Source organism: Ruegeria sp. YTSA064, assembly GCF_059610325.1.
Window position 1 is genome coordinate 1 of sequence record NZ_JBXWNK010000009.1, and the last position, 15,348, is coordinate 15,348.

Here is a 15,348-nt window from a genome sequence, read left to right on the forward strand (position 1 = left end):
CGCGGGATGGAGCAGCCCGGTAGCTCGTCAGGCTCATAACCTGAAGGTCGCAGGTTCAAATCCTGCTCCCGCAACCAATCTTCTAGGTCAGATATCAAACACTTAACGCCCCAAGGGGCGCTTGATGCGTTCTGGGCATAGCCGCACGGTGCTACGCTGGGGAGCAAATACTAGCCGGCATTGGGCCAAGCGGCCAAAATCATGGTTTTGTCAGTTCAGTCAGTTTTGTCAGCGGTCAGGAGGTGGCTCGCAAAACATAGGGATTGACCATGAACATCTTGGTTGGTCGCCCTCCTTGTGGCCCGGTACCTCAGCGGTATTCCATGTATCAAATGACAGTATACAGACCTATGTTCGACCGGCTCTGACAAAGAACGACCAACGCGCAATCCTTGATGATCTCGGCTGTCAAGCGTCAGACATTCTTCAGGCCAATGCTGTGATCTGGGTCGAGGGACCTTCTGATCGGATATTATTGAACCACTGGATAAAATCCGTTGAGCCAATGCTGGAAGAGGGAATTCATTATACAATAATGTTCTATGGAGGTTCTCTCATTAGCCACCTCACTGCATCTGACGATGCACTTGATCGGTTTATCAATCTGCGTACGCTAATCCGAAACATGGCTATTATTATCGATAGCGACAAATCCCATTCCGAAGATGAATTAAAGCCACATGCTAAGCGACTACTCAAAGAGATGAAAAATGAAGGGGGGATGCTTTGGATAACAGCTGGCCGAGAGTTGGAAAATTATATTGACGGCAACAAGCTGCAAGAGGCTCTGAAAATACTTCATCCCCAGCTTTATGTGAAGTCAGGAAAAACCGGCGAATTCGACCATGCGTTCTATTTTTATCGCAAGAGTTCCAAAGACTCAGATCGAAATGAGACATACAAAAATGGTGATAAAGTTGGTGCTGCTAACATCATAGCTGAGCATGAAGCCGACCTTACCATTGCCACCGTCAGAGATAGTTTATTTTGCGAATACAGCGAATGTCCGCTTGGTGGCCCTTTGTGCCGAGGAACCCTTCCTCGAGCGCTTGAAGCGCCGCTGGTTAACTTTTCATTTGCCCATTAGATGGCTGTCTTTTGGGGCCGGGACAAAACCGAAATCGGCCTAAGTGCATGCAGTGGCAGTCTGGGAAATGACGCGTGTAATGTACCCGTGCAACGTCAGTTGTCAGCGTTTTCTGAAGTCCCGGTCAAACGTTCGAATTCGGAAAATGATATCAAAGCAAATCGTCTTCCTAACTCATCATGGATGAAGATCGGTTGAGACTCGGCGATCCTAAGAAAAGCACTCAGGTTGTCTTGAAGCTGTGCGGCCGAGATATCGTGGCTCTTCGCCAGGATAGCACGCGCGGCGGCATCACAGACAAGCTGTCTGGCGTAATCTTCGACTGACAGATTGCTCTCCGCAGCATCAGATAAAAGCGTCCCCCAGACGGATTCAGGAATGCCGGTGATGACCAAATCTGACAAGACAGATCCCTGCCGTTGATATTAAGCGTCAGACAGCGACCGGGTGCCGTGTACCGCGCGCGACCACACGTTTCCAGTCAAGCCCTTCGAAAAGGGCCTCAAACTGTGCTTTGGTCATGGTCATCACTCCGTTAGCGACGCGAGGCCATTCGAAACCCTTACCCTCGATCCGCTTGTAGACCAGCACCAGACCCGTCCCATCCCAGACTATGAGCTTCAGTCGATCTGCGCGTTTTGACCGGAAAATAAATATGGTGCCGCTAAATGGGTCGAGATCGAATTCATTCAGAACGATCGCTGCCAAACCGTCCATGCCTTTACGAAAATCGACCGGCTTGGTTGCGACGTAATATTTGAAGTTACCGGCTGGGGAAATCATGATTGGCTATCCATCGCAAGTGCGATTGTGACCAGATCGTTCACCGGGTAATCGACTGGAAAAGACAAATTGCTTTCCCGGCGCGTCAGTAGAATGCGATTGTCAGTTTCCGGATCGCGGTTTGGCTGTGTCGCTTCGTTAACGAGAACTTCCGAAAAAATCCGTTCTTCGCTCCGTGCGACGCTTCTGACCCGTGACGATTTCACGTCTGACTTCCATTTATAGACGAGAGACTGCGAAACGTTGCAGTCCTCCATGATGTCTCCGACGATCAGTTCACCAAGATCAAGTTTGGTTTTGACAAACCGCTTGAAGCTTGGCGGCCAGACACGGCGTCCGCCCGCATGCACTTCGATGGTGAAGCCATAGACTTCGAATGATTGTGGGAATTGCCCCATGGCTGCCGCCTCTCGTTTTTGGCAATATGCCATGGAAACAAATGGCTGATCAGGGGCTATTTAAGGGGTCAGATGCAACGCTTACTTCTGAGCGTAGAGCCCGACCAGAGAACTGGAAGTATTTCGAAAAACACGTTTTAACGGCTTCCCCAATTCCCATTTTTCACTCCTGTTTATCTTTCTGTGCGCCGAAAAAAGCTTCGCCGCTTAGAAGAACGCACTCGCCCTAAGGATGCGCTCACTATCCATTTTTTTTTGAAAGCAGACGCTTATCATACGAGAGCGTAACGAAGTTTACGCGCGGAAAAAATGTTGATTTATGAAAAAATAGATTCAAACATGCGAATTCGACACAACTTTCATTTTATCTTCGTTGATGTCGCTGTCGCCCGATTTGTCGGGCCCTTCCGACTGCTGGAGTGAGTGCTGGCGGTCGGAAGGCTTTTTACAATCATCGAGCTTGGGAGGATGCAATGCTCAAACTTAAGGTTCTGGCCCTCGCTCCAAAGTTCGCTCTGGCTTTTGCCGGTGATATTACTTGGTCGTCACGCGTTGTTGGCGGCCCCGGTAATCAACTTAATTTCGTTCTGCCGCCGAAGCCCTCCACAGCAAGTATTTGGGAAAGGTAGGCACCGGATCGAGGTATGTTCTATTGGCTGCATAGACGCGAGAGCTTCAAAAAGTCGCCTCCAATTCCATTAAGATCAACGAACCCAGAGGGAGAAGAAAATGACTAACAAAGTGATGATGATTGCAGGCGCGACATGTTTCGCGCTGCTTGCAGCCTGCGACGATACGAGTACATCAAGCGCATCCGCCGAGCTCACGCCCGCTCAGCAGGCGTGTTTGCGAGATGTAGCTAACACAACGAACAATTCGCAAGTCGTTGTGCTGTCGTCTGCGTTTAGCGAAGCTGGAACACAAGTCACTGTCGGTGTTGGCGAGGATCGTGCTCCTTGGAATTGCATTGCTTACACTGATGGCGCGACAGCTGGTATCGAATTCCTGGGCGACGAAGGCGCATTGTGACCTGTCTGCTGCGTAGCTGAAAACGGCTGCGCAGCACTGGCTCGCTCTTCGGATAGTGCAGGCCATGTATTCTTCGCGTCTGAGCCAAGGGGTTCTGAAATACTACACATTCATCGAACTGATGACGAGCGCGGACATGATCGAAGCCCTGAAGCGCGTGCCGGAATTTTCAACTCCGGTTGAATGAAGTTAGGAAGCAAAGGAAAAGTCTATGAAGATCGTATACGGAATTCTCGCAGCCTTATCAGTTGTGTTTTTCACCCTTGGAGGCAGCGATGCCCATGCCAAAGACAACAAGGGTAAAAAGCCCAACAAGGGGGGCAAGGACGGTGATGTCAGTATTCAGATTGAAGACAAACCCGGCAAAGGCCCAAAGACTATCCCACCTGGTCAGATCAAACGCTACACGCGCGGTGCCAAGCTCCCATCTGATCTGGAGTTCGAGGATATTGGGGACCTTTCCAAATGGAAGCTGGGGGAGCCGGGCAAAGGAAACCGCTACATTCAGGTCGATGGCGAAGTCCTCGAAGTTACGAATGACCTGTCTACCGTAGTCGATGCGGTCGGCATCGTCGGTGATCTTCTCAACTAGACGAAATTACGATGTTTCAGGGCAAGAACTACCTCGTTTGTCCTGACGCTGGCCGGGGCGATCTTTCTGTGAACCCCGGCCCAAGTTGAAAACCCGGACACTGGACCTGGCGATGAAAAAAGCCCTTCTTGTACATTTTGCGCTTACTACCTTTTCAGCAACGCGCGTCCAATAGGTCGATGACGTTCAGACTTTTGGACCAATCCAGACGTCCGAAGAGGCTACAACCAATAGGGCAAGTGTACATATGGGAAGAACAAAAGCGACTGGCGGGGCTACCAGAGACGATTAGTGACACAGCCCAATTGACCTGAATATGGTTCAGAACGAGCGTTCAGTTAGGTGGGCCGAATATCTGCTTGTCAGAGTCTGAAGGGCGAAAGCGGCGATAGGGGGGCGCATGAGGGTTTGGCTATTTAGGATAATTGGGCTTGTCGCACTTCTCGCATTCGCAGCAGTCGCGTTTGTTTGGTTGTTGTTTGCTGCTCCGATGTTCTCGGACATGCGGCGCGACCTTGTGGAAAGAGTTCTTTCGGAACAAATTGGTCGGCCACTTCTTGTCAATGATGATGTAAGCGTCGCGCTTGGACGTATTAGTCACATCTACGTCGGTGGGGTGGTCATCCCGAGCCAGACAATGCCGGATTCACCACTTGTAAAATTGAACCTGCTTCAACTTGAGTTGGACATTGCCGCTTTGATCAGCGGGCGTCTGCATTTTGACAATCTGGTAGTGGAAGGCCTCCAAGCGAATATTCTTACAGCCGCAGACGGCACCACAAGTTGGCGAATAGATAGGCCAACACCCAGGCCCGTGTCCGAGGAATCTGTATCAGCGGATGATCAAAAAGACGTCGCTAGCGCTGATAGTATCGATGAAAGCGACACCGAAAGCAGTGGGATCCTGAACTTCCTGAGCGACAAGAACGTCAGTTTCACGTCAATCGGGTTAAACATCGACGACAAGGTCTCAGGCTTCTCGTTTGTGTTTGACCTAAAGTCACTCGCTCTTGAACAAGCGGATAATGAAAAAAGAACGAAGGTCTCTGGTTCCGGCTCCGTCAACGGTCAGGGTTTCCAAATCGAAGGCGACTACCCACACGCCGCACCGTTTACGACACGCGCCAGTTTCGGGGAAATGACCGTAAACTACGATGGTGAGCCTTTCTCGGAGGACGAAGGTGGTGGCTATCGAGCAGTATTGGAGATGGACACCGGTGAATTCGGCGATTTTCTAGATGTCATTGGATTGGAACGCGTTTTGGAAGGCAATGGCCAGTTGCAGGCTGAACTCGTGTCTCAGGACGCCCTGAAGATCGAAGCGTTTACAACCACGGTAAGCCTGGAGGATGGACAGAGACTCGAAGCCGAAGGTTCAATAGATGACCTCTACACCGCTCAGGGCGTCGATCTGCTTTTCAACGCGCGACTTCATCCCAAAGGACAGCCGCCGCCAGCAGCCAAAAGTATCCAGGATCTGAAGTTCACGGGCTTTGAAATGCATATGGTCGGATCCCTGGCTTCCTTCGAGTTTGAGCAGCTGCTTTTTCAAACCAATGCCTTCGAACAGGGGCTGGACGTAATCGGTCCAGCATCCATCGAAAGCATTCGCCGCATGCCAGATGGCCGACTCGCCATGCTGGGCATTGCCTTGCAAGCCGGTCCAATTGAAGAGCCTGTCCTGAAAGCTGAAGGTGAAATCCTCGATCTGCTTCAGCTTCAGGACGTAACATTCGATGGTGTGCTGAACGGGCCCGCCAAGTTGATTTTGCCGAACCTAGATGAGGGTTACGTTGATCAGTTCGGCGGCATCAAAGCCGATTTCAACATATCCAATGCGGGCGGTCCGGTTTCTCTCAATAGGTTTAACGCGACCACCTACGGGACCGATCTCTGGGCGCTCGATCTCGCACTATCTGTCAACGAGCTAAAAGGGCTTGCCGGTCTCGATTTCGACGTGAAATTGGACGTCGACGACAGCGCCGAGTTTCTAACCGCAGTGAATCTGCAACCTGTCGAGATCGGAGCACTAGCTATCGATGCTGAAACCTCCAAACAGGGCGAGGACTTTGATGCCGCAATCCAGTTTGAAGCCGGGTCTTCGCAACTTCTTGCGGCTTTAGACGCTGATTTCCCCGAGGGCGCTACTGTTGTTCGGGGCAACATCACGAGCGAAAGGCTCGATCTCAACGACCTGAAGAACCTGACTGCCGTGCTGGACCAACTGAAAAGCTTGGTAGGCGAGACCACAAAGGAACCTGAAGCCGAGGTTCAACCTTTGGTTTTACCGAAGGAGACAGACGTCCAGCCCTTAGTGTTGCCAAAGGAAAAAGGGAAACCTGCCGATCTTCTGGATGTGCAGCGCGTGCTGCGAGAAGCTGACGTCGAGGTACAGATCGAATTCAAAGAGATTGTAGGCCAGCAAGGCGTAACATCAGTTTCCAGCCAATTGTCTGCCAAAGAAGGAACCGTGGATTTCGGACCTCTTCAAATGGCCTATGGCAGCGGAAACTTCAGCCTGCGGGCGGTGATGGATTTGATTGACTCACCTGATTGGCTTTCATTGTCGGGATCGACCTCCGGATGGGAATTCGGCGAAATCTTGGATGAGTTGGGCATTGGTATTGAGGCCTATGGACGTTTAAGCGGTGAGTTCAACGTTTCGGGCAATACCACCTCGGGCAAGGCCTTCATCAACTCGATGCGCGGCAAAGCGTCTATGTCGATGTCGCAGGGCTATATCAGCACCAGCCTCTTGGAACTGGCGGGGCTGGGCATCTTCCCTTGGCTGTTTTCAGAGGAGTTTCGGCAGGGTTACACCGACATCACTTGCGTGGTCGCCCCGGTCGATATCCAGGCCGGGCGGGTCAGTTCAAACTCGATCGTTATCGAAACAGGATCGGTTCAATTGGTAGCCAGGGGGCAAGTAGACTGGCTGAACGATCGCATCGCATTAAGAGCAGAGCCTCGTCGCGTAGGTAAACCCCTATCCAGAAGCGCCTGGCCCTTTGATGTGACGGGCCAGCTTTCGTCGCCAAAGTTCAAGCTGGATGTGGGTGGGTCGAGAAACCGGGCCCCGGAAGGCGCTGATGCTATGCCTGTCGACAGGCAACCTTGTGTGCCGGACATCAATCAATTGCAATAGTCGGACGCAACCTAGTTCTTCAGTGGTTCCGGCTGTTCAGCCTGACACGTCAGAACGGCCTCAATGGCTTTTGCAGACCCGCTGAGGTCGAGTTCAACCTCGGCGCCACTTTCACCAATAATCGTGACGCTTTGGCGTTTTCCAAACTCGGTTACAAACGCCGGGTTATCGAAAAAAGCGTAGCCACCGGGAACTCCATTCTTGAAGATACCAACCGCTTCACCTTCGAATTTTGCGTCACCAAAGTCGAACTTTACGATGCCAGTCGCGCCGTCCTCGATCTGCACCCAGGCCGGATTGTAGGCGGCAAAAAAACCACCTGCCTGATTGGGCACCGCGCCAATTTCAACGGTCATTTCATTTTCAAAGGGCTTCCACGCGAGACAACCATTGCCCTTTTCGGGATCAATCAGGATTGTCCAGTCCCCGGATTCACCCCACCGTTCCATACCGGCGGCCCACACCGCACCAGTGGAGATCAATGCCATTGCCGTCAGCGCCAACTTGTTCATTCGATGCCCCACACTTGTTCCGAAGATATAAAGCTGCATTCAGAGTATCGCGCTGGATTATTCAAATACAACCATTCGATTTATGGAATGTTGAGCCAACGCCGACGGCATCCAGAGAACTTGTCCAACGACAGTTGTGGGCTGCACGCCAAACTTTGCAATGTCCGCTTTCTGCGCATCGCTGACGTTGATGGCAACCTAAGCGTCGTTCGCTATGGGGCGCGAAGCGGTCATTGAATACGTTTGATCGACAGGCGGTTTTGTTCGCAGACCTGACGTAAGATCAAGTCTCTAAAATGACTGCGCCCGAAAGTTAGCTTTTCCCGCTACGATGGTAGCCACTGCTTGAATAGGGTGGAGCAAGACGGGACGGCGAGACCACGATGACTTCGAGTCTCCAAAAATGGCTACCCGAAGATCAAGAGGTGTTTCTTACCGATCTGCTTGATTTGCCCCAGCCGCGCATGTTGAGCGACCTATATCAAGCCATGGGCTACAGCGCCCGAAACACAGGAAAACGAGCGATCCTCGGCGCTCTTGCACGGGATCGCTGCAAGGAGCGTCCGCTTGTCCTAGTAGTCGAAGATCTCCATTGGGCAGATGTGATTACAATGGACGCATTGGCCGACCTCGCCGCTCAACTTTCGACAGATCGCGTGCTGATCTTGTTGACAACACGCATCGACAGCGATCCGCTGGACCGGACTTGGCGGGACAGAGCTCGGCCAGCGTCACTTACCACTATTGATCTCGCGCCAATATCGAAGGACGAAACGGAGGCACTCGCCACTCCGTTTGGATTGCGCCATGACGACTATGTGCTCGAGTGCATCCGCCGCGCTGGTGGCAATCCCTTGTTCCTTGAACAACTGCTGCTTGAAGGTGAAGCAGCTCGAGGCGAACGCGTTCCCGGTTCAATCCAAAGCATCGTCTTGTCCCGCACAGATCGCCTTCCGCAACTTGTCAGGTCAGCATTGCAGGTGGCGTCGGTCATCGGGCAACGCTTTCGACCGGAACTGGTAAGGCAGTTGATTGAAGATCCGGAGTACGCATTTGATCGGCTTATTGCTGAAAGTCTTGTCGTGAAGTCCGGCGACGAGCTCCGCTTCGCGCATGCATTGATCCGCGACAGTGCATATCAATCACCGCTCAAAGAACGCGGCTTTAAACTGCATGCGCGGATCGCCAGTTTGATCGACAATGACGAACCAGCTCTGATGGCTGCGCATCTCGAAAGTGCTAAAGACGAGAGTGCGCCACGGGCTTATTTTGAGGCCGCCTACGCAGAGCGTTTGAAGATTAGATCCGATTGCGCTTGTCGAACGTGGGATCAGAATCGCCAAGAGCCATGATGACAAGTTCCAACTCGTGTCTTTGCAGGGCGAACTGATGCTCGAACTCGGCAGCACAACGGAAGCCGATGCTGCCTATAACCATAGCCTCGAGCTCGCTAAAGACGCGCGCGAATATCTGAACTGGAACAGATGCTTGGAGCCATGCGGTTCCAGGGCCGTCGGCTGATGTACGAAGTGCTGGTGCAGGAGGATTGCGGTAACACCGAACGTGCACGGGAAATGCTGGAGTCGGCTCTCTCGACATGCCGACGTGCGGGAATGAGTTATAGTGGGCCAATGGTACTCGCGGAAATGGCACGACTTGAGCGCGATCGCGATATCCAGCTGAAGTTATTGCAGGAGTGTGAGCATTTGTTAGAGCTTGGCTCGATGAGCCGCAATCATTTCTGGTTCAGACGCCTTGCGATCGAAGTTGCCATAGCCGGACACGACCTCACAGAGGCGAGCCGGCACGCTGAAGCTTTGGCAGATTTCACTCGCGCTGAGCCTCTCCCGTGGACCGACCAATACATATTGTTGGGTCAAAAATTCGCTCAGGAACACTCTTAGGCTGGTTGCGTTCTGAGAGGGCAATCTCGCGCCCACTAGCACCAGCGGTTGAGGTTGAAAAGTGGCGAATGATTTTAGCAGTGGGGCTGCTGACTTAAAGACCTGAAAGCTTCCGCTTTGGGCTCGAAGCAGTCGTTCGGCAGAATTCAATGAATGCCTTCTACGCGGACATTCCGGACACTTGATTACGCGATCTCAACTTGGCTCCAATCTAAACTTTGGAGGCCCATTCAGACACGACGGCCCACCCCAACGCATTGGTCCCGCAACAGCTAACTGCAGAGATTTGCCCCGCCGCAGATGTCGTGCACGACTGAGATACGGGTGAAGCGCAACACGAGCATCCGGCAAGCATGCCTTTCTAGGCGATGCCCGATACATCAGCAAGCGCATACAGCGGCTTTTTTGGCGGATTTATTGTATCCCGGGTTGGCGATAATGACGCGCGGTCGAGATCGAAGTCGTCTGACACTGGAAAAATGTCACCTTCAAGTACGGTACCCCAGATACCGATGTCCTTAATCTTGTAGGCTTCCACCTCGAATGGGTCTTCTTCAAGGATGGTGAAGTTTGCCAACTTGCCGGGAGCGATAGAGCCAACCTCATCCTCCAATCGCAAGGACTGGGCCGCATCAATAGTCACAGCCCGCAAAGCGTCTTCGACCGACAGGCGGTGTTCTGGGCCTGCGACACGGCCGGAGAAGGTCGTTCGGTTTACGCCAGCCCAAACAAGGAATAGCGGTTCACCGGGAGCCATTGGTACGTCAGAATGGAATGAGATGGGAATGCCGTTGGCCTTAATTGGCCCAAGGGGCACGATGTCATCTGCACGTTCTGGACCAAGTCCAAGCTCGCTATATCGATCTGACAGCGCGGTTACGTAGTATGGATTGCCGCTGACGATGCAGCCCAACTCAGCGATCCGTTTTGTTTGATCTTCTCTCGCATAACCAAAGTGAACCAATGTCGTGTGGTGATCAGCTCGCGGCATCCGGCGCATGTTTCGCTCGACGGCGTCCAAAATCAAATCGACAGCAAGGTCGCCGGTCAGATGAACATGTATTTGGTAACCCGCGTTCCAATATGCATCGAATACGGGATTGAACTCGTCGGGTTGCATGATCCACTCGCCGTGGAAATCGCCACCCACATAAGGCTCCGAGACCTGCATGGCCAAACTGTAGACAGCGCCATCCGCGAAGAGTTTCACCTGCTTCGGCATAAACGCCGTCTTTCCTTCGCCCCAATCCAGCAGCTTTTCCGTCTCCTCAATCATCGAACCACTTTGAAAGTGCAAGGTGGCCAGAGACTTCCCGTCAGGTATGAAATAGGTCCTGAGCTGGGTATCGGGTCCTGAAAAAACCGCGTTGGTTGCATCCTGCAGAGGTCGAGACAGCACACCTCCCGGTTCAGCGGCAACGGTGACGCCGGCACGGTGCATGTACTCTCGGGCCAGTCTAAGGCCCGCGCCCAAGCGTTCAGGAGTTGCCAATACGGGTGCGACCGCCGGAAGAACGGCGAACATGCCTGCCTCGAAGAAATACCCGTCTTCAAAGCTCGATTGCTCAAGCGCGAGCCCCGCAAAGCCATTAACAAAGTCTTCGGTGATGCCCAGCAACTCCAATGCGGGAGTGTTAAGGATCAACTCGTGTGCAGATCGGTGGACTATAATGATTGGGCGCGTGCTGCTGATCTCGTCGAGTTGCGCGCGCCTGATCTCGCCATGAAAGAAGTGGTGACACCCCCATGTCAGCAACAAAGCGTCGGGATCATCCATTACCGCTTCGGCGGCTTGCAAACGAGACTTATAATCCGCCTCATCCTCGGCGGCCTTCGAAAAACCAGTCGGAATGTTCCAATCCTCGATGGATATGATCTCGGAGGTCAGGGTCAATCCGGCGAGGAAAGGATGCACGTGCTGGTCTATCAAACCGGCGATAATGACTTTCTCGGAGAATTGATCGTCCAGTCGAAACGGCTGCGAACCAATCCGGTCAACGTGTGTGTCGCGCGGACCGGCGGCCAGAATACGGTCTCCGACCACGGCAACCGCGTTGATAGCAGGGTCGTTGTCCTCCATGGTGATGACGCGCTGCGCTGTGTAAACAGTGATTTCGGGCAGTGTTTGAAGCTGGCTTCCAAAATCCTGCAATGACGAGGCCGCTTGCGTAGACGTGGCATGAGAAATAGCGATCATTGACGCGCTTCCAAGGATGGTCAATGCAGTGCGGCGGGTAACATTCAGTTTGGTCATAATTTTTCGATGCTCAGTAAGACGATATTTGTCTGAGCCTAGCATCGAGATGATCTAAGGCAGAAAGGAAAATTAATGCCGATCTTGGATTGCGGGCCAAGTTTCTAAATCAAAATGATGTTCTGAATTAGCGACTGACCCCGACCGCTTTGGGCTCACAGTGGTCATCTGACAGTTTTGGTTGGGGATATGAGCTGTCCCGAACTGGTCAACGGCGGCAGTGCGGGACAAAGCTAGCATTCAGTCGAACTTCACTTGTTGACGCAAACTGCCCCGAGCGGCGAATTGCCAACTCTTCCCATGCTGGGGCACCCGATCCTAAGCGGGAGGGAGTTATTTTGTTCACGTAGGCAGATTTATACCTGATAAGCCAAGTGCCAGCATTAGTGATGACACGGCACCAAGCCAAGCTGCAGCAACACGGTAAGCATTTCCAACGCAAGGCCTCATAAAGCGCTCTTTGATCCATCGGCCCCACCCAAGAGATGCAATAGACCGATATTGACTCCGACTAAGGAGCCGGACAATGTGAACAATCTGTCTCGTAACGGCCCCGGCTCTGGAACAAAACGCAGCCTGACCCTCTTGTTTTCTGGCTAGTGAGCTCGTCGTGTCATCATTGTTTTATGAATTCATTTGTAGCAGTTACTGAATAAATGAAGGGTATCGAAAGAACCCTGCTTTCTCTCGGTTGGAGGGATAGTCGGACCGATTTAGTCAGCACTCATGCAACGCTCAAGCCTGTCGTTTAGAAACCGGGCGTGAAGCACTAGTCGAACGTCTATCAATTACCCGCTTCTTAGCGGTTCGACTAAATAGGCGAGAATATCGGCTATATAGTCAAGATCATTCAGATTTCAGATCATTTACTGACCATATACTCCATTAACTTAATGATTAAATGGTCTAGGCTGTCCACTGGGTGAATCGGAAATTTAGGAGAAGTACGTGCGATACGTTGCAAAAGGTATATTGATTTGTTTCGTTGTCGCGTGTGTCGCTATGTTGGCAGCTTGGCTTTTTCTGTCTTCTGCGTTGTTTTCTTCGATCAGGACTACTTTCGTCGAAAATCTGATCTCTAAGAAACTTGGTCAGGACGTTAGAATTGAAGATGAAGTGCGTCTGGGACTTGGTTGGCAATTGCAGGTGTCAGCGACAGGGCTGGAACTACCCGGTTCTCAGAATGCTGATGTGAAACTTGCAGCAATCGATGAGATCGAGTTTGAAGTTTCCGCGCGCGACCTTTGGAACAGTAAACTGTCACTAAGTGGTCTTTCGCTCTCAGGTGTTCATCTTAACCTAATCACAGACAAAGACGGCTTCGGAAACTGGCAGTCCATTTCCCAAACGGAAGCTGAAGCCGGAAAACCTGCAAATTCCCCGACGCCGCCGTTAGCCGGAATTCTGACGGACCGCAAAATTGATCTGACTGATATCGCCATTTTTTATCAGAACGATTTAAACGGACTTGAGTTGGACCTTCAGCTTCCTCAGCTGCTCTTAAAGCGTGATACGGAAACCGATGTTGCGACGGCAGTCGGGGCCGGTTCGCTAAACGGAGAGAGGTTTGAGCTGAACGCGACATTTCCCGCGAAAGACCCGTTTCAAGTGGCGGTGAACTTTGAACAGATTGCGATTGCCGCAGATGAAGTCCCTCAAGAAAACGGCCTACAAGTGAAGACGAGCATAGAGATTGCAGAATTTGGCCAGTTTCTCGATATCCTGAAGCTTAACCGAGTTTTGGACGGTACGGGGAATATTGGTGTAACGTTCAAATCAGTCGACGGCGTAGCACGGATTGACGGCCTATCTGTATTGGCTGAGTTGGATGGCGGGCAAAGCCTTTCGCTGACGGGGCAGATCGGGGAACTGGGCAACCCGGAAGACGTATCGCTGACAACCCGAATTAGGTTGTACCCAGAAGATGCGGAACCAGCGCCAGCCGCCTCGCGATATGATCTTATACTTATCGCGGTCGACATGGTTATTGACAGCGTACCCGGGCAGGTGCCGCAGCGACAAATGGTCATTAAGACCAACGGCTTCACGTTGGACACGTCCGGCGAAGGCCCGCCACCGATTAAGTTCTCCGAGCTTTCCAAAACACCAGAAGGCGCCTTAAAGGTCGGAAACATCAACCTGAGAATTGGAAACCCCGCCGATCCGTTTATCATTTTGAACGGTTCGGTCGATGACGCGCTTCAGTTGCAAGGCATATCAGCAGTAGGCCTAATCGATATACCGGCAAGCAGTTTGATCTCGCCAGAATTGTTGGGACCAGACGACCAGCTTGGCAGGTTTTCCGGTGACTTCCACTTGAACGGTGACATCAATCAGCTTTCGCTGACGAATTTGGATGGGAAGACAAGCGATACGGACGTCTGGAACCTTGAAGTGCATGGCACTGTCAAGAATGTACTCAAATTCGAGGACCTGGATTTGGGAATTGATGTCTCAGTCCCATCCGGAGCGGACCTTTTGGAAGCCCTGTCGCTTGAACGCGTCGAAACCGGACAGGCACGCCTTGAAATCGACCTTGTTAGCGAAGACACCGATTGGAACGCTAGTGCCAATGTTGAGGTCGCCGACTCTGTCTTACAGATATTGGCCGATCTAGATGATGCAACAAGTGAGCCGGTGCTGCGGGGTTCCATTGAGAGTGACCTGATAAAGATAGATCAGATCCGAACTATCGTACAGGCCGCTGCACAGTTGCGGAAAATAGGCGGTCCAGAGCCAGAGGAGAAAGGGTCTAAGCAAGAAGACGAAGGCGATCAAGGTGCGTTGAGAGATGTGACGCTTAAACCTATCGGACGTTCAATTCTCTTATCCGGTATGGATATGGATGTCGACGTAGACCTTCGTCACATAGAGGGTGCGAAAGGCATCAGCAGTTTGCAGAGCGAACTGATGCTCAACAAAAACGAGCTTAAGGCTGGGCCTTTGAAGTTTGAATACGGAGGCGCAAGCTTCGACGTTAGCGGGCAAATGGATCTATCAAACGACGCGCATCTACTCACGTTGACCGGCAACGCAGGTGGCTGGCAGCTGGATGATATTCTTCACAACCTGAACTTCAAAAAGGGCGCAAGCGGTACAGTCTATGCAGATTTTTCGGTTACAGGCGGAACCGATTCACCCAAGCATTTTGCTAACAGCATGAGCGGCAATGCCACAGTCTCACTGCGTGATGGCTCGATTGAGACTCAGCTTTTAGATCTGGCGGGGCTTGGGGTGCTACCTTGGGTGTTTACCAAGGACAAACAAAAGGTAGCTCCAATTGTATGTTTGCGAGCGCCGATTATTATTTCTAATGGAAACCTCTCGACGAAACAAACCACATTGGAAACAGATCACGTCCAGGTTGTCGTCTTTGGCGCTGTTGATTTGACTGGCAAGGCCTTGGACTTAAATCTACAACCCCGTAAAATCGGAGAACCTCTTTCGAAAAGCCCCTGGCCAGTGACTTTAAAGGGCCCGCTGGCTAAGCCGAAGGTTAAGGTCAAAGACGGGCCTAAAAGACTGAAACGATCGGATGGTGCGGACAAAATGCCGGTAAAAAGAAAACTTTGCGTTCCGGATATTTTACAACTGCAGTAGTGGCGGAGGCGATCAGTTAAAGTCAAATCTAAAGTTCAGGAAGG

The 15,348-nt window shown here is 51.9% G+C and carries 13 protein-coding genes and 1 tRNA gene; 9 read left to right on the forward strand and 5 right to left on the reverse strand.

Going from position 1 to position 15,348, the window contains the following annotated elements:
* Nucleotides 1–77: transfer RNA gene (locus tag AC2FI7_RS14385), tRNA-Met, on the forward strand.
* Nucleotides 78–505: 428 nt separating this feature from the next.
* Nucleotides 506–1,087 carry a hypothetical protein gene (locus tag AC2FI7_RS14390; protein WP_496833446.1) on the forward strand — a complete coding sequence of 194 codons (582 nt, stop codon included), beginning with the start codon at nt 506–508 and terminating at the stop codon, nt 1,085–1,087.
* 95 nt (nt 1,088–1,182) lie between these two features.
* Here the strand turns inward: AC2FI7_RS14390 and AC2FI7_RS14395 are convergent, their stop codons facing one another.
* The 3 genes from AC2FI7_RS14395 to AC2FI7_RS14405 are packed head-to-tail and all read right to left on the reverse strand — an operon-like array spanning nt 1,183 to nt 2,301.
* Nucleotides 1,183–1,482 (reverse strand): hypothetical protein, encoded by a 300-nt coding sequence (locus AC2FI7_RS14395; protein ID WP_139056586.1) that lies wholly within the window; start codon nt 1,480–1,482, stop codon nt 1,183–1,185.
* Between the two features lie 37 nt (nt 1,483–1,519).
* Nucleotides 1,520–1,870 carry an IS66 family insertion sequence element accessory protein TnpB gene (gene tnpB, locus AC2FI7_RS14400; RefSeq protein ID WP_010437812.1) on the reverse strand — a complete coding sequence of 117 codons (351 nt, stop codon included), beginning with the start codon at nt 1,868–1,870 and terminating at the stop codon, nt 1,520–1,522.
* A complete protein-coding gene (locus AC2FI7_RS14405) occupies nt 1,867–2,301 on the reverse strand; it encodes a hypothetical protein (RefSeq protein WP_496833447.1) in 435 nt (144 codons plus the stop codon). The genes tnpB and AC2FI7_RS14405 overlap by 4 nt, the downstream gene beginning before the upstream one ends.
* A 696-nt stretch (nt 2,302–2,997) precedes the next feature.
* Here AC2FI7_RS14405 and AC2FI7_RS14410 point away from each other — a divergent pair.
* The 4 genes from AC2FI7_RS14410 (at nt 2,998) to AC2FI7_RS14425 (ending at nt 7,034) form a co-directional block, all read left to right on the forward strand.
* Complete coding sequence (locus tag AC2FI7_RS14410) at nt 2,998–3,297, forward strand: hypothetical protein (RefSeq protein WP_010437817.1); 300 nt, start codon at nt 2,998–3,000, stop codon at nt 3,295–3,297.
* A 64-nt stretch (nt 3,298–3,361) separates the two neighbouring features.
* On the forward strand, nt 3,362–3,484 hold the full coding sequence (locus tag AC2FI7_RS14415) for a hypothetical protein (RefSeq protein ID WP_010437819.1): 123 nt from the start codon (nt 3,362–3,364) through the stop codon (nt 3,482–3,484).
* A 24-nt stretch (nt 3,485–3,508) separates the two neighbouring features.
* Complete coding sequence (locus AC2FI7_RS14420) at nt 3,509–3,889, forward strand: hypothetical protein (RefSeq protein ID WP_010437821.1); 381 nt, start codon at nt 3,509–3,511, stop codon at nt 3,887–3,889.
* A gap of 400 nt (nt 3,890–4,289) precedes the next feature.
* Complete coding sequence (locus tag AC2FI7_RS14425; protein ID WP_496816574.1) at nt 4,290–7,034, forward strand: AsmA family protein; 2,745 nt, start codon at nt 4,290–4,292, stop codon at nt 7,032–7,034.
* A gap of 11 nt (nt 7,035–7,045) precedes the next feature.
* Here AC2FI7_RS14425 and AC2FI7_RS14430 read toward each other — a convergent pair whose 3' ends face one another.
* Nucleotides 7,046–7,546, reverse strand: coding sequence for a hypothetical protein (locus tag AC2FI7_RS14430; RefSeq protein WP_010437825.1), 501 nt, complete (start codon nt 7,544–7,546; stop codon nt 7,046–7,048).
* 383 nt (nt 7,547–7,929) lie between these two features.
* On the opposite strand from AC2FI7_RS14430, the gene AC2FI7_RS14435 reads away from it, so the two are divergent.
* Together AC2FI7_RS14435 and AC2FI7_RS14440 are read left to right on the forward strand one after the other, a co-directional pair.
* Nucleotides 7,930–8,898, forward strand: coding sequence for an ATP-binding protein (locus AC2FI7_RS14435; protein ID WP_029621643.1), 969 nt, complete (start codon nt 7,930–7,932; stop codon nt 8,896–8,898).
* 132 nt (nt 8,899–9,030) lie between these two features.
* Nucleotides 9,031–9,450: a hypothetical protein gene (locus tag AC2FI7_RS14440; protein ID WP_029621644.1), complete on the forward strand. Its 420-nt coding sequence runs from the start codon at nt 9,031–9,033 to the stop codon at nt 9,448–9,450.
* A 361-nt stretch (nt 9,451–9,811) separates the two neighbouring features.
* Here AC2FI7_RS14440 and AC2FI7_RS14445 read toward each other — a convergent pair whose 3' ends face one another.
* Complete coding sequence (locus tag AC2FI7_RS14445) at nt 9,812–11,704, reverse strand: amidohydrolase (protein ID WP_496816572.1); 1,893 nt, start codon at nt 11,702–11,704, stop codon at nt 9,812–9,814.
* A gap of 948 nt (nt 11,705–12,652) precedes the next feature.
* Between AC2FI7_RS14445 and AC2FI7_RS14450 the strand changes: the two genes are divergently transcribed.
* On the forward strand, nt 12,653–15,304 hold the full coding sequence (locus tag AC2FI7_RS14450; RefSeq protein ID WP_496816570.1) for an AsmA family protein: 2,652 nt from the start codon (nt 12,653–12,655) through the stop codon (nt 15,302–15,304).
* The last annotated feature ends 44 nt before the right edge of the window (nt 15,305–15,348 follow it).